The organism is Sphingobacterium hotanense (assembly GCF_008274825.1).
Classification (GTDB): domain Bacteria; phylum Bacteroidota; class Bacteroidia; order Sphingobacteriales; family Sphingobacteriaceae; genus Sphingobacterium; species Sphingobacterium hotanense.
The window spans coordinates 3826164-3846788 of record NZ_CP030848.1; the positions used below are offsets into that span (position 1 = coordinate 3826164).

Sequence of the window (20625 nt, forward strand, 5' to 3'; positions counted from 1 at the left end):
TGTTCTGTAATTATCTTATTGACCTAATACCCAAGCAAAGATCAACGGTGCAACGATTGTTGCATCAGATTCAACGATAAATTTCGGAGATTCTGTATCTAGCTTACCCCAGGTAATTTTCTCATTTGGAACTGCTCCAGAGTATGAACCGTAAGAAGTCGTTGAATCAGAGATCTGGCAGAAATATGACCAGAAAGGAACATCATGCCATTCTAAATCTTGGTACATCATCGGAACAACACAGATCGGGAAGTCACCAGCGATACCACCACCAATTTGGAAGAATCCTACACCTTTACCTCCTGAGTTCGCACGGTACCATTCTGTTAAGTAAATCATGTACTCAATACCAGTTTTAACGGTATGTACATTCAACTCACCTTTGATAACGTATGAAGCGAAGATATTACCTGTCGTTGAATCTTCCCATCCTGGACAGATGATTGGAATATTCTTTTCTGCAGCTGCAAGGATCCATGAGTTTTTAGGATCGATTTCATAGTATTGCTCTAAATCACCAGACAACACTACTTTGTATAAAAATTCGTGCGGGAAGTAACGCTCGCCTGCTGCTTCTGCGTCTTTCCACGCTTTTTCTAAATGCGATTGTAAACGTCTGAACGCCTCTTCTTCAGGAATACAAGTATCCGTTACACGGTTGTAATGGTTTTCTAACAATTCCCACTCATCCTGAGGAGTCAAATCACGGTAGTGAGGAACACGCTTATAGTGAGAGTGTGCTACCAAGTTCATCACGTCTTCCTCTAAGTTCGCTCCAGTACAAGAAATGATAGCGACTTTATCTTGACGGATCATTTCAGCTAATGAAATACCCAATTCAGCAGTACTCATTGCTCCTGCTAAAGAAACCAACATTTTACCACCTTCAGCAAGGTGCGTTTCATATCCTTTTGCCGCGTCTACTAAAGAAGCCGCGTTAAAATGAAGATAATTCTTCTCGATAAATTGAGAAATAGGTCCGCGTTGTGTGCTCATGTTTTTTTATATCTGATATTGGGGACAAAGGTACTGATTTATTCCCTAAACAGTCCAAGCCTAGCGATTTACTTTCTACGTAGCAATTTTTTGAAAATATAAGCGAAAAAAGCCAATATAATAACCAAAATGGCCAATATCAGTATCTCCGTTAAGCCTAAACTCCAAGTATCATTATTTAACATATGATATTTTATTTATTAAAATTTTATATCTGTCAATCTTCGACGATGTATTTATATCCTGATGTACCGAATCCTAGGATTTTAAGAGATCACCCATTTATCGCAGGTCTCCAAAAATGCAGGATCCATGTCTGCTCCAATACCGAATCCCTCTCCGATATGAATCTGGTAGCCATCGTATCGAATCCCGCCAATTACAGGATCTTCCAGATGCCCCACCATACAGGTGTCCAGATCAAAGAACTTCACATTTGGCGCGGCATAAGCAAAATGCGCCTTTGCAGCTAATGCCAAACGGCTTTCCAACATACCGCCGATCATACAAGGGATATTGTATTCCTGCGCTACAGCTTGAATTTTCAACGACTCGGTAATCCCCGATGATTTAGAAAATTTGATGTTGATATAATCGCAACTATCCGTACGACATAAGCGCTCGGCATCATGATGATTATAAACAGATTCATCAGCCATAATCGGCACTATGGTTTCACTACGCAATTGGGCCAATAAATGATCATTATAAGTACGCATAGGTTGCTCACAGAACTGTATCTTTAGAGGCTCTAAGCCTTGCAATGCTTCCACCGCCTCTTCATAAGTCCAACCCTGATTAGCGTCGATACGAATCGGAATATCAAAGCCGACCACTTGTCGAATCGCTTTGATTCGTGCAACATCATCCTGAGGCTTCTTCCCAAGCTTTACTTTTAAGGCAACAGCGCCGCCTTCATGAAGTTTCAGTGCTTTGGCAGCCATTTCTTCCGGGGAAGCAATACCTAAGGTTATATCCGTAACGATGTCACGGACTTTTCCGCCTAAAAACTGATACAGCGGCTGCCCTGCAGCTTTTGCTGCCAAGTCATATAAAGCCATGTCAAAGGCCGACTTGATCGTCGCATTGCCAGCGATATATAGATGCAGTTCCGCCATCCGTTCTGCTATCTGCAAGGGGTCTTTCCCTAACCATATTTTCGCGAAATCTTTAGCCAGCGCAATACAGGTATTTTGCGTTTCCCCAACGATCATCGGAAAAGCAGAACATTCCCCAACACCGAAGTGCTCGCTATCGGTTCTTACACGAATAAAAGTATTCTGGGCGTAATCCATTGTCCCTGTGGCAATCACAAAAGGCTCCATCGGAATACTGAGTCTATAGATTTCAATTTCGGTTATGGTCATGACTTCGTTTGTTATATCATCAAATTTAGCGAATGATATTCCATTTTTACAATCGTTTAGCGAATCAAATACAATTTCAATAATAAAAACGTATAATTTTATATTATACTCAACGTTTTAGTTTATTTTTTATTAGTTTTTCAATAAACTGTTAATTTTATTCGTATATTAGCAAACCTATTGTTAAAATATAAAATATTCACAACACGATGCAGCAAGAAGGACTATACAATCCAGCGTTTGAACATGATGCCTGTGGGGTAGGTTTTGTAGCCCATATAAAAGGACAAAAATCACATCGACAAGTGCAAGATGCACTGACGATGTTAGAGAACATGGAGCACCGCGGGGCATGCGGATGCGACCCGGAGTCGGGAGACGGAGCGGGTATCATGATCCAGTTACCGCATGAATTTCTTTGGGAAGAATGTATTAATCTAGGAATTCAACTACAGGAGCCTGGCTATTATGGCGTCGGCATGCTGTTCCTTCCGAAGGAAGGAGAGATGAATGCTATTTGCCGACAAGTAATCGCAGAAGCTGCAGCCGAGCGCAATATGGAACTATTGGGCTACCGTCCAGTGCCAGTGGATCGTGCCGGAATTGGCCCAACAGCCTTGAGTGCAGAACCGGAAATCGTACAGTTCTTTATCTCCAGACCGGAAGGCGTAGGAAACACCGAAGATTTTGAACGGAAGTTATATGTCCTCCGACGCTTAATCATCCAGAAAATAAAAACTCACCAAGCCTACCCTCTACCACTTTATATTGCCTCACTTTCTTGCAAAACAATAGTCTACAAAGGTCAGCTGACCACTTATCAGGTAGGTTCATACTTCAAAGATTTACATGACCCGCGTGTAGTGTCCGCTTTCGGATTAGTGCACTCGCGCTTCTCAACCAATACATTTCCATCTTGGTCGCTCGCGCAACCTTTCCGGATGATTGCCCATAATGGCGAGATCAATACATTGACCGGAAACTTGAACTGGTTCTATGCGGGCGTTCGTGCCCTATCCTCACCGTATTTTACAGATGAGGAGATGGAGATCTTATTGCCGGTTGTAGATCGTGGACAATCGGATTCAGCTTGCTTAGATAACGTTGTTGAGTTATTGTTGCACAGTGGCAGAAGCCTACCACATGTAATGCTGATGCTCGTGCCGGAAGCATGGGATGGAAATGATCAAATGGATCCGCTGAAGAAAGCATTTTATGAATATCATGCAACTTTAATGGAGCCATGGGATGGACCGGCAGCACTTTGCTTTACCGATGGTAATATTATTGGTGCAACATTAGATCGCAATGGTCTTCGCCCGCTACGCTATGCCATCACCAACGACGATCGCGTTGTTGTAGCCTCAGAAGCTGGTGCATTGCCAATCGATGAAGCTACCATTATTAAAAAAGGAAGACAACAACCTGGTAAAATATTCGTCGTGGATATGGAAGCGGGAAAGATTCGTTCAGATGAAGAGGTGAAAGGCGCATTAGTTCGTCAGCAACCTTATGGCGAGTGGATCAATAATTATAAAATCAAACTAGAAGAGCTCGCAGACCCCCGCGTTACTTTTACATACCTATCTAAAGAGTCGGTATTCAAGTATCAGCAATCCTTTGGTTATTCTCGCGAGGATATCGAAACCATTCTTACACCGATGGCTCTGACCGGCTATGAGCCCATTGGCTCAATGGGTACAGATGTGCCCTTGGCAGTCCTATCCGATCAACCGCAACATATCTCTAGCTATTTTAAACAATTCTTTGCACAGGTAACCAATCCACCGATCGACCCTATACGCGAACGTTTAGTGATGAGTTTAGCAACCTTTATTGGAAATGCCGGCAACATATTGATTGAGGACAAAAAATTCTGTCATTGTGTTACCCTGGAACACCCTATCTTAACTTCTAGCGAACTCGAGAAACTGCGATCAATTGATACGGGGGTATTCCAAGCGAAAACCATACAAAGTTATTTTCGTGCAGATGGCAAATCCGGCTCCTTAGAAGCCGGTCTGGAAAGACTTTGCCGCTATGCCGACGATGCTGTAAAGGACGGTTTTGAAGTTATCATTCTCTCAGATAGAGCGATCGACTCGCAACACTGCGCGATTCCTTCCCTACTTGCCGTTTCTGCCGTTCATCACCATTTAATCAAAACTGGAAACCGCGGTGCAGTAGGCTTAGTTGTTGAAGCCGGAGATGCTTGGGAAGTTCACCATTTTGCTTGTCTACTGGCTTTCGGTGCTACAGCAATCAACCCTTATATGGCGCTGGCAAGCATCCGTACTATGCGCGAGCAAGGTCAACTAGATACTGATTTAACGTGGGACGACCTTAAGAAAAACTATGTGAAGGCTGTTTGCAATGGCCTATTGAAGATATTCTCAAAGATGGGTATCTCGACGCTGCAATCCTACCATGGTGCCCAAATCTTTGAAGTGTTGGGAATAGACTCTTCGGTTGTCGACAAGTACTTCTGTGGCGCTGTTTCACGTATTGGAGGATTAACATTAGATGACATCGCCAAAGAAGCGTTAGCAAAACATTGGCGAGGATTTGAGCATAGCCGAGTGACGTCGACTTTACTTCCTGAGGGTGGATTATACCAATGGAAACGTCGTGGCGAAGGACACCTATGGAACCCACAAACAGTACATTTGCTTCAGCAAGCTTGTCGCACGGATAGTTTTGATACCTATAAGAAATATGCGAGCCTGATCAACAACCAAAAAGAGCATATGTTTACTCTTCGTGGACTGTTAGAATTCGCTAAACATCGCACGCCAATTTCTATCGACCAGGTCGAGCCGGCGAGCGATATCATGAAAAGATTTGCGACCGGCGCCATGTCATTCGGTTCGATATCCCACGAAGCACATAGCACTTTGGCAATTGCCATGAACCGCATCGGTGGTAAATCAAATACCGGAGAGGGTGGTGAAGACGAAATCCGCTATGCGAAATTGCCAAACGGCGACTCCATGCGTTCTGCCATCAAGCAGGTGGCATCTGCACGCTTTGGAGTAACGTCAAACTACCTAACCCAGGCAGATGAAATACAGATCAAAATGGCACAGGGTGCTAAACCTGGTGAAGGCGGACAATTACCGGGACATAAAGTGGACGATTGGATTGCAAAAGTAAGACACTCCACACCTGGAGTGGGCTTAATTTCGCCACCTCCACATCACGATATTTATTCTATCGAAGATTTGGCACAGCTTATCTTCGATTTGAAAAATGCTAATAGAGACGCCCGTATCAACGTAAAACTGGTTTCCAAGGCCGGCGTTGGTACCATCGCTGCAGGTGTGGCAAAGGCGCATGCTGACGTAATCTTAATCGCTGGTTATGACGGGGGGACTGGTGCTTCCCCCATCAGCTCTATCAAGCATGCGGGTCTCCCTTGGGAACTCGGACTCGCTGAAGCACATCAGACATTAGTACAAAACAAACTCCGTAGCCGCGTTGTACTACAGGCTGACGGACAAATGAAAACCGGTAGGGATTTAGTCATCGCGACGCTCTTAGGCGCTGAAGAATGGGGCGTAGCAACGGCAGCTTTAGTGGCTGGCGGCTGTATCATGATGCGCAAGTGTCACCTCAATACCTGCCCTGTAGGTGTTGCTACACAAGATCCTGAATTAAGAAAACTATTCTCCGGAAAACCGGAAGATGTAGTCAATCTGTTTAGATTCCTTGCTGAAGAAATGCGCGAGATTATGGCGCAATTAGGCTTCCGCACCATCAACGAAATGGTCGGTAGAGCTCAATTCTTGAAGAAAAGGGAAGATTTACCACATTGGAAAGCGTCCAAAATTGATTTCTCAGGAATCTTACATGTGGCTGCAAACGCTAGCGGACAGACCCTATACAATACAGAAGAACAAGATCATGGCATGAGCATGATCTTAGACTGGGGACTACTAACACAGGCGAAACCTGCATTGGAAAGCAAAACACCAGTGTTCGGAACCTTCCATGTGAAGAATACGGATAGAACGATCGGTACCCTACTTTCCAATGAGATTTCAAAAATATATGGATCGGAAGGTTTGCCAGACAACAGCATCAACTTTAAATTTAAAGGATCCGCTGGCCAATCCTTCGGTGCTTTCAACACCAAGGGAATCTCCTTCGAGCTGGAGGGTGAAGCAAATGATTATGTGGGCAAAGGTCTTTCAGGAGCGCAATTGGCGATCTACCCTGCTGCCGAAAGTAGCTTAGTGCCTGATGAAAATATCATCATCGGTAATGTGGCGCTCTATGGCGCGACTTCCGGACATTTGTTTATCAATGGTCGTGCTGGTGAGCGCTTCGCCGTACGGAATTCAGGTGCAACAGCAGTAGTTGAGGGCATTGGCGATCATGGATGTGAATACATGACCGGTGGTAGAGCCCTTATTCTTGGCGAAACAGGTAGAAACTTCGCCGCCGGAATGAGTGGTGGTATCGCATGGGTATATGATCTAGATGGCAACTTCCGCGAAAACTGCAATAAAGAAATGGTCGACTTGGACCCATTGGATGCAGAGGACGAAACGGCAATTATCAACCTGCTGAAAAGACACATATTACTAACGAAGAGCGAAAGGGCAAATACCATTCTTACGAACTGGGCTGCAGAAAAGAGCAAGTTCATCAAGGTATTCCCAAGAGAGTACAAACAAGTGATTCAGGTAAAGTTAGTAACAGCATAATCAAGGAGGAAAATTATCATGGGAAAAGCAACAGGATTTTTAGAATATGAAAGAACGCTTCCTCAGAAAGATGCTGTGGAAAGCAGAAGACAGAATTATCAAGAGTTCGTACAACCTTATACGGACGATCAATTAAATAATCAGGCAGCGCGTTGTATGAACTGTGGAATACCATTCTGCCACTCAGGATGTCCACTAGGGAATGTTATTCCCGAATTCAACGATGCTGTTTATGATGGTAAATGGGAAGAAGCCTATCAGATTCTTTCCTCTACCAACAACTTTCCGGAGTTCACCGGCCGTATATGTCCTGCTCCTTGTGAGTCGGCATGTGTACTTGGAATCAACAAATCGCCGGTTGCTATCGAAGAAATTGAGAAACATATCATCGAAATAGCCTACAAAAAAGGCTATGTACAACCGAATAAAAGCTATTTAAAAACAGGAAAACGCGTGGCTGTTGTTGGTTCCGGCCCTTCGGGCTTGGCTGCTGCTGCACAGCTCAACAAAGCAGGACATGATGTTGTCGTGTATGAGCGTGACGATAAGGTTGGCGGATTATTACGATACGGCATCCCTGATTTCAAGCTAGATAAATCGGTCATTGATCGCCGAATCTCAATCATGGAACAGTCGGGTGTAGAGTTCAGAACTAATGCAGAAGTTGGCAAGAACGTGCCGGCACAGGAGCTAAAAGCATACGATGCTATCGTTCTTGCGGGCGGATCAACTATCCCCCGCGACTTAAAGATTCCGGGTCGCGAATTGAAGGGTGTGCATTTTGCGATGGACTTCTTAAAACAACAGAACAAAAGGGTGGGCAATTCCCCTATCGAAGTGGAAGAGATCCACGCAGCCGGCAAAAATGTATTGGTTATCGGCGGTGGTGATACGGGCTCTGACTGTGTGGGAACTTCCAACCGTCATGGCGCAATATCCGTAACACAGTTCGAATTAATGCCGACGCCGCCACAATCCCGTACAGACGCGATGCCATGGCCTACATACCCCATGTTATTAAAAACAACAACCTCGCACGAAGAAGGCTGTCAAAGACATTGGAGCATCAGCACCAAAGAATTCTTAGGTGATGAAAATGGGAACCTCCGCGCTGCAAAGGTGGTAGACCTATCTTGGGAGACCGATGAGAACGGACGCCCAACCAAATTTGCCGAGGTCGAAGGTTCCGAGCGTGAAATCCCTTGCGAACTTGTAACACTAGCCATGGGATTCCTGAATCCGCAACACGAAGGCTTATTGCAACAACTTGGCGTCGATCTTGACCCGAGAGGCAATGTCCTGGCAAGCGAAGCAGAATATAAAACAAACCTCAGCAACGTATTCACCGCCGGCGATATGCGCAGAGGACAGTCCCTCGTCGTATGGGCAATCTCCGAAGGCCGCGAATGCGCCCGAAAGGTAGATGAGTTTTTGATGGGGAAATCGGAATTAGAGAATAGACATTAGATTTTAGATATTAGAGTATGGCGCCGCATAGGCGCCTTTTTTATTGGTGTTTAATCTTTGAACCAGGAAAGGAAGGATGTAAGGATAAGCAGGATCTTTCGCACGACATATTTTTATCGTCAATATTGGCAGTCATAGGTCTTTATACTAAGTACTAAATACTAACTACTTTTCTGAACCATGAAAGGAAGGAGACAAGGATTGGCAGGATCATATAAGGTGCTGAATGAAGGGGGGAGAGCATGTTTTATAGGAGACGTTTCACTAAACGTCTCCAACTTTTACCGGACCGCTGATCCTTTTTTCAGAAATAGTACTTAGTCTAAAGCCCCATGACGTAAGATCCTGATAATTCTTTCAGTCTTCAGACTAGAAATTAGACATTAGATATCAGAACCCATAAAAGCTCCTCCACCATCAATCTGTAAGACGCTAAATATCAAGCCTTAAAGCAACATTTTCATATATTTGTTGTATAAGATTTTAGATCATGAAGAACAATAAAGTGAATAGAAAAGAGATTGATACAAATTCTTTTGTTGCGATTCTTAAAAAATATAAGAAGAAGGTATCTAAGACCGAAGAGTCTTCGAAGATATTTTTGACTAAAGTGGGAATTATTGATAAGAGTGGAAAACTGGAAAAAAAATATAAAAATCTATGTATTCCGCAGGAACAGGGATAGTATACAGATTTCACGGATGTGACCGGTCTTTCGGTAAAAAAATTATAAACCAAAAATTAACACTCAAAAATAGTAAAAACGAATATGACTGGCTGGGAAATGGCATGTATTTTTGGGAAAATAGTCCTTCGCGAGCACTTGAGTATGCTGAGAACCTAAAGGAAAACCCTAGGCAAGCGAAACAACCTATTAAGGATCCTTGTATAATAGGTGCTATTCTTCATCTGGGAAATTGCTTGGATCTACTGGATTATGAAAACCTTAAAATCTTAAAAGCTGGTTTTGAGCTTCTAAAAGCTACAACGGACAAACTCCCTAAAAATATTGCTATTGGAAAATTGAATGAACTTATGGTTCGTAAGCTGGATTGCGCAGTTATACAAACGATACATCAAGTGCGAAGAGAAGAGTCGTTAAGGGAGTTTGATAGCGTGCGAGGTGTTTTCTGGGAAGGCGCTGAGTTATACCCCAACGCGGGATTCCGTGAGAAAGACCATATCCAGCTCTGTATCAGGAATCCAAATTGTATAAAGGGGTATTTCTATCCTAGAAAAATAAATACGGATTATTATCAGTTGTAAGTTCACTTCGCTGGCACCACAAGACTATGGCGCCTATTTTCTTCTCAAAGTTTCTGTTTTCAAAGGTCATCAAGAACTTTCATCTCTGTTGGTGTCTCAATGGAAACATGAACGTTTGTCTTAAACCAGAAATAGTATTTAGTAGCTAGTACTTAGTATAAAGACCTACGACGAAAAATCCTGCTTATCCTTGCATCCTTCCTTTCTTGGTTCAAAGACAAGCCCCTTCTTCCTTTCCACACGATCCTGCTTATCCTCGCATCCTTCCTTTCCTGGTTCAAAGACAAAACCCTTCTTCCTTTCCACACGATCCTGATAATCCTTGCACCCTTCCTTTCCTGGTTCAAAGACAAAGGGATCAAGCTGAATTCTTGGGGGGAATGTTAAAAATTTCTTAGTTTAGCGTCCTTAATACAGATATCCCTTGCAAGAAGCCGAACGTAAATTACTATCCCTATTGATGCCCGAAGGGCTTTTGGAATACTTCCAGATTTTAGAAGTCGATCAGGTCGACAATCAACTCCATATTTATTTAGATGAACTTAATATTGCTCCGACAGGCTATGAGAACAGCAAGTTGGAGTCAAAGGGGTTTATGCCTTCTACTGAAATTTCAGACTTTCCTATTCGAGGCCAGAAAGTTACGCTACATATCCGCCGTCGTCGCTGGACAGTCTTGGATACCGGAGATATCATCACAAGAGATTGGAACCTAGTGCGTGAGGGCGCTCGAATGACTACGGAATTCGGGCTTTTTTTAAAGAAGATATTTGGATAGCTATCCTGTAAGCGCCCAATTGGTAGGATTATTCTTCCAAATGGACGGCAAGCAACTACAGGATCAGTACAAGAACCACCTCAGTGATTTCCATGACTGGGACCAAAAACCTCATGCTGAGAGCTGGACATTGTTTCCTGAAAACATTTCGGAACACCTGAGCATCGATGAGACCAGCTTCAGCAACGGTGAATTATATACCATTGTTAGCAGTAAATCGGCAAAAGGGCGTAAAGGAACGATTTTAGCAACTATAAAGGGTACCCAGGCTGAGGATATCATGGCTGTTCTCGAGCGAATACCCTTGCGATCCAGGAATAAGGTAAAGGAGGTGACCATGGATATGGCTCCCAACATGGCCAAGGCAATCCGTAGATGTTTCAGGAATGCCAGGCGTGTGGTCGATCGGTTCCATGTCCAAAAGTTAGCTTACGATGCCGTTCAGGAACTCCGTATCAAATATCGTTGGGAAGTCTTGGATGCAGAAAGCAAGAAGATTATGGAATCGCGAAAGCGAGGAACCCCATATGAACCCGAGTTATTGCCCAATGGCGATACGCTCAAACAGCTATTGGCTAGATCCAGACACCTCTTGTTCAAGCATCCCAGCCGATGGTCAGAAAGCCAGAAAAACCGGGCTGAATTGCTGTTCATGCGGTTTCCTAAGCTAAAACAGGCTTATGATCTTGGAATTGCCTTAGGAGACATCTTCAACAAATGCCGGGACAAAAAGGTCGCATTTACCAAACTAGGCCTGTGGCATAATCAGGTTGAGAATGCGGGCATTGCTTCCTTTGAGAGCGTAGCAAGATCCATTGCAGCTCATCATCAATACATTCTCCATTACTTCGACAACAGAAGTACTAATGCTTCCGCAGAATCATTCAATGCAAAACTCAAAGCTTTCAGAAGCGTCTTCCGTGGCGTTAGGGACACAACATTCTTCCTGTACAGAGTGATGAAATTGTATGCTTAAAAATCTATTCCCCCCAAACTTTCGGTATGATCCAGACAAAGCATCTCTTCCTATCCCGTTCAAAGACAAGTCCTCCTTCCTCTCCTGATCCAAAACAACTATTCCACCAACAAAAAAGGCGCCTATCCAGCGCCATACTCTAATATCTAAAATCTTACGTCTAATATCTAGACACAAAAAAAGGTTCCAATCTTTCGATTGAAACCTTAAATAGTAGCGGGGACCAGACTCGAACTGATGACCTTCGGGTTATGAGCCCGACGAGCTACCAACTGCTCCACCCCGCAATATATTTTTGAATGTCTTTGGATTAAGCCTCGCGCTTAATCCGTTTAGTAGCGGGGACCAGACTCGAACTGATGACCTTCGGGTTATGAGCCCGACGAGCTACCAACTGCTCCACCCCGCAATATATTTTATGAAATCTGACCTCGTTGCGTCGTAGATGCAGATTATATTATCTCCGAATTGGAGCACAAAGATATTATTTGTTTCTTTGTAAAACAAATAAAAAAGAAAATAATGTCGCATAAAGCTGGATTCGTAAGTATAATAGGGAAACCTAACGCGGGTAAATCTACCCTAATGAACGCGTTAGTGGGAGAAAAGATGTCAATCATCACGCCGAAGGCACAAACTACCAGACACCGAATTATCGGAATTGTCAATGATGAAGACCATCAAATCGTCTTTTCGGATACTCCGGGTGTTATCAAACCGAACTATTCCTTACAAGAATCGATGATGAATTTCGTTATGGGATCCATTATTGACGCCGACATTCTTTTATTTGTTACAGACATCAACGAGAAATACGATGAAAACGATGTGTTAGAAAAACTTCGTAATACCAGCTCGCCGGTTGCAGTTGTCATCAACAAAGTGGATAAATCTTCAGAAGAAGAAGTAAAAGCGAAGATCGAATTCTGGAAAGAGAAAATCAATCCCGATGTTATCTTCCCAATTTCTGCTTTATTGGGTTATAACGTAGAATCCGTTATGGCATACATCAAAGAGAAATTACCGGAGCATGCGGCTTATTACGAAAAAGATGAGTTGACCGACAAATCTATGCGCTTCTTCGTATCGGAGATCATTCGTGAGAAAGTATTCAAATTATACGACAAAGAAATTCCATATAGTACAGAGGTCATTATCACTTCCTTTAAGGAAGAGCCAAAGATTACGCGCATTGCAGCAGAGATTATTGTAGAGCGCGATTCTCAGAAAAACATTATTATCGGTAAAGCCGGAGCGATGATCAAAAAGGTAGGAACTTATGCCCGCCAGGATATTGAAGAATTTATCGGCGGAAAAGTATTCTTAGAAATGTTCGTCAAAGTGTTACCAGATTGGCGAAGTAAGAAAAACTACTTAAAACGTTTCGGATACGACGATTAAGTTATTCGCAATACGCGAAATTAAACTAAACATAGAACCTATGGTTCCTGAACAGCAGCTTCTAAGTCGCTAAGCTTTTTCTTAGCCCGCTTAGGAGCTTCTTTTTGTCCCGACAGCTTATTCCATATATTTCTAGATTCTTTCGTTAGAAGCGGCGAAACGATCGATAAGATCAATACATAGACTACGACGAAGGATTGTATAACCGGCAACAGCTTGCCTGCCTTACCGATGTTTGCCATAATAATGGAAAACTCACCTCGTGCCGAAAGGGTAAATCCAATATCCACCGAATTCTTCGGCTTTACGTTCGAGAACCTTGTCGCAAAATAACCCGACGCCACATTACCGATAATCGTAATCAAGGCTGCAAAGGCTGCCCAGCCTACTGCTCCGCCTAGGGAATACATATCAATAGAAAGCCCGAAACTAAAGAAGAACATGGCCCCAAAGAAATCCTTAAATGGCAAAACCATTCCCTCAATCTTTTTTAGATACTTGGAGTCTGCAAATACCAATCCCGCCATTAAAGCCCCAATAGCTTCAGCGACGTGGATAGTCTCCGAAAAGCCTGCAATAGTAAATAGCAAACTGAAAATAATCAGAATGAATAGCTCGGAAGACTTCTCCTGTAGTATCTTATCAATAAAAGGAATCAGTTTTCGACCCAGAATGAGGAAGGTCAGTATAAAACCTAGCGCCAACAATGAGGTACCCGCGACTGCCCAAAATGAGCTACTTCCCGTGAGGATCAAACCAGATAGGAACGAGATATGCATCGCGATGAATAAATCGTCGAACATGATCATCCCCATGATCACTTCCGTTTCCGGATTGGCGGTACGTTTCAGATCCGTCAATACCTTCGCCACGATAGCGGTAGAAGAACTGGTCATGATACCACATAGCACCATGGTCTCTTTAAAAGGCAGATCCATCATCCAGCCTACCAAAAGGCCCGATACAAAGTTTAAGGCTACATAAAAGCTTCCCCCCGCAACGATGGATTTCCCAGACTTGATCAATCGGCCAACCGAAAACTCCAAGCCTAAGTAAAACAGCAAGAACAAGACCCCTAGCCTACCCATAAAGTCGATGAAAGGCTTACTTTCGGTAAAAGTAAAGAACTTCCATACGGAGTTGACAGCTTGGGTAAATCCCTCGTTTCCAATGCTCGCTAGCCCATCAGCAACAAACCCCGGGTAGGATTCATTGCCCAGAACCATACCTATTACGATAAAAAAGGGAATAACAGAAAAACGAAGTCTGTTGGCTAGCAAGCCAACCAAGGCTACCAGTAGAACGGCAATTCCAATTTCAATAATAATAGTATTAGGCATAGGCGAATATTACAGAAGGATTTCTTTTAAAAGTTTGATATTTTTTAGCTTACCAGCGATTACTAGTGTCGCTCCAGGTTGGATAACATAGTCTGGACCTGGGTTAATAATGGTTTCATCCTCGCGAATAGCGGCGATGATTGATGCTCCGGTACGCTGTCTAACTTCCAGCTCTCCGATGCTCTTGTTGACTCCATCATTCGATGACTCTACTTTATACCATTCAATACGTAAATCGTCTAAAGCAACTTCAATGGTTTCTAGCGCTTTCGGTTTGTAGGACAATCCGCCTAAAATACCGGCTACCTGTCTAGATTCTTCATCGGACAAAGTCATTACACAATGGGTTTCGTTGTCTTCATCTTCGTGGCGGTATAACTCGCGACGACCATCGTCATGAATAACAACAACCATATTGTCACCAGCTTCGGTTTCAATTTGATATTTTTTCCCAATGCCTATTAGATCACTTTCTCTAACTATCGACATGTTAACTTTCTATTTAAAATAAAACTTAAGAATATTAAAACTCGGCTCTACCAAATATAAGGATTCTCCTTTTATTTCGTGGCATCGACGATCTTGTAAGTACCATCTTCGCGTTGCTCCGGGCGACCGATCGCAATGCTTTTCGAGTGGTAGAACATGAAAACCCAGCCTTCTGGTGCTCCAGCAGCCCAGTATTCTTCCCGTAGTTGCTTCGCACGACGACCATCGTAGTCATACTTCGCAATAAAATTACGGAAAATCTCCTCAGGCTCCGGCAATTCATCCCCACCGAAGAAAAAATGCTCATCAGCAGTTCCGATGTGAAACACTTGGTGAAACTCCGAGTGACCACCCGACAGTTCATAACGGATCTCATCGTTCAAGCGACCATCACCATTGACAAACAATAAGTTTCCGCTACGCTGTAACACTTCAAAAACATCGGTACGGTAAGAAGGTGACTCGGTGCTGAAAGCGGCTTCCCACTCCTGCTCTTGAATCACATATTCGGCATTCGGGAAAGCGACACGCTTAGAACCGTCTTTAAAATCAACCATCCCATTGGCATGATCCTTATGCAGGTGCGACATCAATACATAACGTACATCCTCAATATCAAATCCCAACTTTTTAATGTTCGCGTGAATCATCAATTCATCGTCCTCCGTGCGACGGCCCAGCCCCGTATCTAACAAAACCAAACCTCCCTTTGTCTCTACCAAAAAGGGGTGAACATGGATAAACAAAGAGCCCGGACGATCCTTCGGATCATCTTTTTTCGGATCAAACGGAATGAATTTCTTGGATTTATCTACAGAATAAGAGCCCTCGTAAAGGGAATATGCTCTAACCATATCTATTTATTTGTTTACTTGCGAGTTAAGTAAGTGTGCCCATATATAGCCCCGCTCCAATTAGGTTAGTAGCGCTATAAAATGTATATTTACACGTTAAAATTAATGCAAAGATATGCAAAAAAGGTGGGTGCTGAAACCAAAAAAAGATGTCGGGAAGATTAATAAACTGAGGGATGAGTTGGGCGTCAATAGTATTATTGCAGAGTTATTATTAAATCGCGACGTTGAAACTTTTGAGCAGGCACGCATTTTTTTTAGACCTTCTTTAGACTATCTGCACGATCCATTTCTGATGAAAGGAATGGATGTTGCCATTGCTCGAATCGAAAAAGCAATCGGCAATAACGAAAAGATCTTGATTTACGGTGACTATGACGTGGACGGTACAACAGCCGTTGCGGTAGTCTATAGTTTTTTCCGCGATTTCCATTCTAGAATCGAGTATTATATCCCCGACCGTTACAAAGAAGGTTACGGAATTTCTACAGCCGGAATCGATTATGCCCACGAGAACGGATTCTCACTAATCATTGCATTAGACTGCGGTATCAAGGCCAACGATAAGATTGCTTATGCAAATTCCAAGAATATCGACTTTATCATCGGCGACCATCACCTACCGGGTGATGAACTCCCGGATGCAGTCGCAGTTCTTGACCCGAAGCGTTCCGATTGTCCATATCCCTACAAAGAACTTTCAGGCTGCGGTATTGGATTCAAGATTATACAAGCCTTTATCAAGCAGAATAGTATGGATATGGAGCTTGCATATCAATATTTGGATCTAGTAGCGGTCAGTATCGCTTCTGATATTGTTCCTATCACGGGTGAAAACCGCATTCTTGCACACTTTGGTTTAATTAAGCTCAACGGCAATGCAAGCTGCGGACTTCAAGCATTAATCAACCTATCATCGCACAAAACCGGACAGTTCTCCGTAAATGATATTGTTTTTCAAATCGGCCCTCGCATCAATGCGGCCGGACGAATTGACCACGCTAAAGACGCGGTACAGCTATTGATCGCCAAATCCCTGTCCGATGCCAAGGAGTTTTCTGTCAATATAGACGATCAAAATAATGTCCGTAAGGATTTCGACCTGCGCATTACGGAAGAAGCCTTATCCCTGTTGGATAATGATGTATTGCAGCACAGCAAGAAAACAACCGTACTGTATAAATCCGATTGGCATAAAGGCGTAATCGGCATTGTCGCGTCGCGCCTGACGGAACGCTACTACCGTCCCACGATTATCCTGACGGAAACCAACGGACATATTGCCGGATCGGCACGTTCAGTAATAGGTTTTGACTTATACGAAGCCTTGAGCGAATGCAGCGATCTATTGGACCAATATGGTGGGCATAAATATGCTGCCGGCCTCACCATGCAACATAGTAACGTCGCCCTCTTCCAGGAGCGTTTTGAAGAGGTTGTCAGCAAAACAATCAAACCGGAGATGTTGCAACAGGAGGTTTTGATAGAAAAAGACATCAACCTCATGGACATCGACAGTAAATTCTACCGTATATTAAAACAGTTTGAGCCCTTTGGCCCACAAAATGAAGCGCCAATTTTCATGACTAAACGCGTAACAGCTGCAGGAACGGCTTATATTGTCGGTTCTACGCATCTTAAATTCAGCGTGAAGCAGGAAGATTCATATGCCTTCGAGTGTATAGGATTTGGCCTTGGAGAGCATGTCAATGTGATAAACGAAGGAAAGCCATTCGACATATGCTATAGCATAGAGGAAAATAACTGGCGCGGCAAGAAGAATTTGCAATTAAATATAAAAGCAATTCGATTTTAAAAATATCTTTGCAAGGAAAGGTTAAGCCCATGATTCTTAAAGCAGAACATCTAATCAAGAAATATAAACAACGTACTGTTGTTAACGACGTATCATTTCATGTGGAACAAGGAGAGATTGTAGGATTGCTCGGCCCGAATGGTGCCGGTAAAACGACCTCTTTCTATATGATCGTAGGATTGATTAAACCTAATGAAGGCAACGTCTATTTAGATGATCTGGAAATTACGGCAGACCCCATGTATCGTCGCGCACAACGCGGAATCGGTTATCTCGCACAGGAAGCCTCTGTTTTTAGGAAGCTTTCCGTAGAAAATAATATCCTTTCGGTACTTGAAATCCATTATCCGAACAAAGCAGAACGTAAAGAAAAGCTGGAAGAGCTATTAACGGAATTTAGTTTACACCGCGTTCGCAAGAACCGTGGCGACTTATTGTCCGGAGGTGAAAGACGCCGTACAGAAATTGCACGTGCGCTCGCTGCAAACCCACACTTTATTCTATTAGATGAACCCTTTGCCGGGGTAGACCCTATTGCGGTAGAGGAAATCCAAACCATCGTTGCCAAACTTAAAACTCGCAACATCGGAATTCTAATCACCGACCACAACGTACAGGAAACTTTATCCATTACCGATCGTGCATACTTGTTGACCGAAGGAAAGATCATGTTGACAGGAACGCCAGAGGAAATTGCCAATAATGAGCTTGCACGTAAGTTTTATCTAGGTCGACATTTTGAATTAAGACGTAAAAAGTTTTAAATTTAGGTTTTTACACATCATATGGCCTTACTAAATTCTCTCTTTACGTGGATCATGAAAAAGCGAATGCACCAAATCGACCTTTTCATGAAGTATCCACACGACGTACAAGAAGAGTGGTTCCAAAGTCTTATATCTGCAGCTGAAGCAACCGAATGGGGCAAGAAATATGACTACAATAGCATACTGACTCCCGAGCAATATAAAGAAAGAGTACCCATCCAGGACTATGATAGCCTAAAAGGCTATATCGATCGGATGATCAAAGGCGAACAAAACATTCTCTGGCCATCGGATATCAAATGGTTTGCAAAATCCTCGGGGACAACAGCCGACCGTAGCAAATTTATTCCTGTTAGTATCGAAGCGCTCGAAGAATGTCACTACCAGGGCGGTAAAGACATGCTTTCCATCTATTGCCACAATAAGCCCGAAAACAAAGTATTTACTGGAAAATCAGTCGTGATCGGCGGCTCATCGCAGATCAACAACTTCAGCCCTGACTCCTATTACGGCGATTTATCATCCATCCTGATTCGTAATCTTCCCTTTTGGGCAGAGTTCAAAAGAACGCCAAATATTGAGGTAACCTTGAACCCTAATTTTGAGGAGAAGATCGAGCAGATTTGCCAGATCACTTTAAAAGAAAACGTAACGAGCCTTGCTGGTGTTCCGACCTGGAACATGGTCATGGCCAATCGTATCTTAGAAATAACAGGCAAGGACAACCTCTTGGAAGTTTGGCCTAACCTAGAATTCTATAGCCATGGCGGCGTTAGCTTTAAGCCATACCGTGAGCAATTCAAAAAACTAATTCCAACGGACAATATGTACTATCTGGAGAATTACAATGCTTCAGAAGGCTATTTTGGTCTGCAGGATCGCTCCGACTCGGATGATCTATTGTTGATGTTGGATTATGGAATCTACTATGAATTTCTACCGATGGAGAGCCTTCATGAAGAGCATCCAAAAACCTTGGGTCTGCATGAAGTGGAAATTGGAAAGAACTATGCCTTAATCATTACCACCAATGCAGGGCTATGGCGCTACAAAATCGGAGACACGATTAAATTCACTTCCCTATCCCCATACCGTTTTCAGATCTCAGGACGCACAAAACAATATATCAATACCTTTGGTGAGGAAGTTATTGTCGACAATGCCGATCACGCACTGGAAGCGGCCTGTAAAGCAACTGAAGCAAGCATCAAAGATTATACTGCCGGGCCAGTCTATTTTAAAGACAAAGGCGCCGGGGCCCATGAATGGGTCATCGAATTCGATAAACAACCACAAGACTTCAACAGATTTTGCGAAATACTAGACCAAACTCTTCGCGAAATTAATTCTGACTACGATGCAAAACGCTATAAAAACATGGCGCTCTCTGCACCGATCATACACAATGCCCCAACAGATACCTTCTATCAATGGATGAAGTCTAGAGGGAAATTAGGTGGACAGAACAAGGTTCCGCGTTTGGCAAACAGTAGAGAATACTTGGACCCAATCCTAAAGCTACTTTCGTAATATACACTTCTATTTTAATGTTATTTCTATTCTGCTATCCGGACAAGGTAGTGGCAAATACCTGCGTGCAGTCAAACCTAAATCATAGACATTTCATAAACCAATCATAGCCCATTCCGAGCGGCTCTGATTGGGTTTTACATTGGGTTTGAAAGGGCTTTGAAAGGGGTTTAAGTAGAAGGAGAATGCCTCTACTTAATATAGACCCTAGAGCGAAAGCTATACTTCCCAACAAAAAGGAAGACTGCTCTATTGTTAATCGAAAATATTGAAGTATAAGTAGGATGACATAGGGCATTTAGAAATGCTCATCAAGTCATAATAGTGCGGATTTGACCCTCGGAGAGCGTCAATTTGGAAAAACCTTTTTGGAGGAATGCTACCCTTATGGGCGGATAGCAGTTTTATACAAGAATACGATAAAACCGATGATGAACTTAAAAACGCCGACCTCTTTGGTCTCTGGCGTATTGATATTTGCTAATTCTCTTTCCATAAGTTATTTCTTTGGTTGACTTAAAAACTGATTGACAAGTTGTAGTACGCTAATCTGAATCGGAATAAAGCATTAGGCTATTTGATTCCTTCAAAGTCAACCACATCATCAATAAACTTCTACGACTTGCTTCAATATTTAAATTAAGAATCTGTAGACAGCTTGCCACAAATTCATTGACCTATATACAATAACAATACCGAGAACTAGAATCCTTGCCAACAATGGTATTAACTGATATCCCGATTTTTTCACTATAGCAAACAGTAGACAGTATTGCATAGGAAAACATACAGATTGTAAAAAAAGAGATATAAAGCATAATATTATATGTTGAAACACATAATATTACGTTAACAATAGCTATGTTTTG

At 42.9% G+C, this 20625-nt stretch carries 15 protein-coding genes and 2 tRNA genes; 10 read left to right on the forward strand and 7 right to left on the reverse strand.

Annotated features, from left to right (window positions below; all coding sequences use genetic code 11):
- Window positions 1–15 precede the first annotated feature (15 nt).
- Both DSM08_RS16160 and DSM08_RS16165 read right to left on the reverse strand, forming a co-directional pair.
- On the reverse strand, window positions 16–996 hold the full coding sequence (locus DSM08_RS16160) for a deoxyhypusine synthase family protein (RefSeq protein WP_149527117.1): 981 nt from the start codon (window positions 994–996) through the stop codon (window positions 16–18).
- A 266-nt stretch (window positions 997–1262) separates the two neighbouring features.
- Window positions 1263–2363 (reverse strand): mandelate racemase/muconate lactonizing enzyme family protein, encoded by a 1101-nt coding sequence (locus tag DSM08_RS16165; RefSeq protein ID WP_149527118.1) that lies wholly within the window; start codon window positions 2361–2363, stop codon window positions 1263–1265.
- A 209-nt stretch (window positions 2364–2572) separates the two neighbouring features.
- Between DSM08_RS16165 and gltB the strand changes: the two genes are divergently transcribed.
- From gltB to DSM08_RS16190, 6 genes are all read left to right on the forward strand, one after another.
- Entirely contained in the window at window positions 2573–7072 is a 4500-nt protein-coding gene (gltB, locus tag DSM08_RS16170; protein ID WP_149527119.1) for a glutamate synthase large subunit, read from the forward strand.
- 18 nt (window positions 7073–7090) lie between these two features.
- Window positions 7091–8539 (forward strand): glutamate synthase subunit beta, encoded by a 1449-nt coding sequence (locus DSM08_RS16175; protein ID WP_149527120.1) that lies wholly within the window; start codon window positions 7091–7093, stop codon window positions 8537–8539.
- Between the two features lie 490 nt (window positions 8540–9029).
- On the forward strand, window positions 9030–9224 hold the full coding sequence (locus DSM08_RS19090; protein ID WP_187773888.1) for a hypothetical protein: 195 nt from the start codon (window positions 9030–9032) through the stop codon (window positions 9222–9224).
- Window positions 9200–9805 (forward strand): hypothetical protein, encoded by a 606-nt coding sequence (locus DSM08_RS16180; protein WP_187773889.1) that lies wholly within the window; start codon window positions 9200–9202, stop codon window positions 9803–9805. The genes DSM08_RS19090 and DSM08_RS16180 overlap by 25 nt, the downstream gene beginning before the upstream one ends.
- Window positions 9806–10229: 424 nt before the next feature.
- Window positions 10230–10583, forward strand: coding sequence for an ISAon1 family transposase N-terminal region protein (locus DSM08_RS16185; RefSeq protein ID WP_094258934.1), 354 nt, complete (start codon window positions 10230–10232; stop codon window positions 10581–10583).
- Window positions 10576–11559 carry an ISAon1 family transposase gene (locus DSM08_RS16190; RefSeq protein WP_246172308.1) on the forward strand — a complete coding sequence of 328 codons (984 nt, stop codon included), beginning with the start codon at window positions 10576–10578 and terminating at the stop codon, window positions 11557–11559. The genes DSM08_RS16185 and DSM08_RS16190 overlap by 8 nt, the downstream gene beginning before the upstream one ends.
- 214 nt (window positions 11560–11773) lie before the next feature.
- Here the strand turns inward: DSM08_RS16190 and DSM08_RS16195 are convergent.
- Both DSM08_RS16195 and DSM08_RS16200 read right to left on the reverse strand, forming a co-directional pair.
- Window positions 11774–11846 (reverse strand) — tRNA-Met (locus DSM08_RS16195).
- Window positions 11847–11895: 49 nt separating this feature from the next.
- Window positions 11896–11968 (reverse strand) — tRNA-Met (locus DSM08_RS16200).
- Between the two features lie 113 nt (window positions 11969–12081).
- On the opposite strand from DSM08_RS16200, the gene era reads away from it, so the two are divergent.
- A complete protein-coding gene (era, locus tag DSM08_RS16205; RefSeq protein ID WP_149527121.1) occupies window positions 12082–12960 on the forward strand; it encodes a GTPase Era in 879 nt (292 codons plus the stop codon).
- Between the two features lie 38 nt (window positions 12961–12998).
- Here era and DSM08_RS16210 read toward each other — a convergent pair whose 3' ends face one another.
- The 3 genes from DSM08_RS16210 to DSM08_RS16220 form a co-directional block, all read right to left on the reverse strand.
- Window positions 12999–14300 carry a cation:proton antiporter gene (locus DSM08_RS16210; RefSeq protein ID WP_149527122.1) on the reverse strand — a complete coding sequence of 434 codons (1302 nt, stop codon included), beginning with the start codon at window positions 14298–14300 and terminating at the stop codon, window positions 12999–13001.
- A 9-nt stretch (window positions 14301–14309) separates the two neighbouring features.
- Window positions 14310–14789 carry a cation:proton antiporter regulatory subunit gene (locus DSM08_RS16215; RefSeq protein ID WP_149527123.1) on the reverse strand — a complete coding sequence of 160 codons (480 nt, stop codon included), beginning with the start codon at window positions 14787–14789 and terminating at the stop codon, window positions 14310–14312.
- A gap of 71 nt (window positions 14790–14860) precedes the next feature.
- On the reverse strand, window positions 14861–15643 hold the full coding sequence (locus DSM08_RS16220) for an MBL fold metallo-hydrolase (RefSeq protein ID WP_149527124.1): 783 nt from the start codon (window positions 15641–15643) through the stop codon (window positions 14861–14863).
- Window positions 15644–15758: 115 nt separating this feature from the next.
- Here DSM08_RS16220 and recJ point away from each other — a divergent pair, with 115 nt between their 5' ends.
- The 3 genes from recJ to DSM08_RS16235 are packed head-to-tail and all read left to right on the forward strand — an operon-like array spanning window position 15759 to window position 19756.
- Window positions 15759–17459, forward strand: coding sequence for a single-stranded-DNA-specific exonuclease RecJ (gene recJ / locus DSM08_RS16225; protein ID WP_149527125.1), 1701 nt, complete (start codon window positions 15759–15761; stop codon window positions 17457–17459).
- A gap of 29 nt (window positions 17460–17488) precedes the next feature.
- Entirely contained in the window at window positions 17489–18223 is a 735-nt protein-coding gene (gene lptB / locus DSM08_RS16230) for an LPS export ABC transporter ATP-binding protein (RefSeq protein ID WP_149527126.1), read from the forward strand.
- Between the two features lie 21 nt (window positions 18224–18244).
- The gene (locus DSM08_RS16235; protein ID WP_149527127.1) at window positions 18245–19756 is read left to right on the forward strand and encodes a GH3 auxin-responsive promoter family protein; all 1512 of its coding nucleotides are present in this window, start codon (window positions 18245–18247) and stop codon (window positions 19754–19756) included.
- Window positions 19757–20625: the final 869 nt, after the last annotated feature.

Bases quoted from the DNA above. Each gene is read 5' to 3' on its own strand.
- DSM08_RS16165 (WP_149527118.1), bottom strand. From the start codon at position 2,363: ATGACCATAACCGAAATTGAAATCTATAGACTCAGTATTCCGATGGAG.
- DSM08_RS16210 (WP_149527122.1), bottom strand. From the start codon at position 14,300: ATGCCTAATACTATTATTATTGAAATTGGAATTGCCGTTCTACTGGTA.
- DSM08_RS16220 (WP_149527124.1), bottom strand. From the start codon at position 15,643: ATGGTTAGAGCATATTCCCTTTACGAGGGCTCTTATTCTGTAGATAAA.
- recJ (WP_149527125.1), top strand. From the start codon at position 15,759: ATGCAAAAAAGGTGGGTGCTGAAACCAAAAAAAGATGTCGGGAAGATT.
- DSM08_RS16215 (WP_149527123.1), bottom strand. From the start codon at position 14,789: ATGTCGATAGTTAGAGAAAGTGATCTAATAGGCATTGGGAAAAAATAT.
- DSM08_RS16180 (WP_187773889.1), top strand. From the start codon at position 9,200: ATGTATTCCGCAGGAACAGGGATAGTATACAGATTTCACGGATGTGAC.
- DSM08_RS16235 (WP_149527127.1), top strand. From the start codon at position 18,245: ATGGCCTTACTAAATTCTCTCTTTACGTGGATCATGAAAAAGCGAATG.
- DSM08_RS19090 (WP_187773888.1), top strand. From the start codon at position 9,030: ATGAAGAACAATAAAGTGAATAGAAAAGAGATTGATACAAATTCTTTT.
- DSM08_RS16160 (WP_149527117.1), bottom strand. From the start codon at position 996: ATGAGCACACAACGCGGACCTATTTCTCAATTTATCGAGAAGAATTAT.
- lptB (WP_149527126.1), top strand. From the start codon at position 17,489: ATGATTCTTAAAGCAGAACATCTAATCAAGAAATATAAACAACGTACT.
- gltB (WP_149527119.1), top strand. From the start codon at position 2,573: ATGCAGCAAGAAGGACTATACAATCCAGCGTTTGAACATGATGCCTGT.
- era (WP_149527121.1), top strand. From the start codon at position 12,082: ATGTCGCATAAAGCTGGATTCGTAAGTATAATAGGGAAACCTAACGCG.
- DSM08_RS16175 (WP_149527120.1), top strand. From the start codon at position 7,091: ATGGGAAAAGCAACAGGATTTTTAGAATATGAAAGAACGCTTCCTCAG.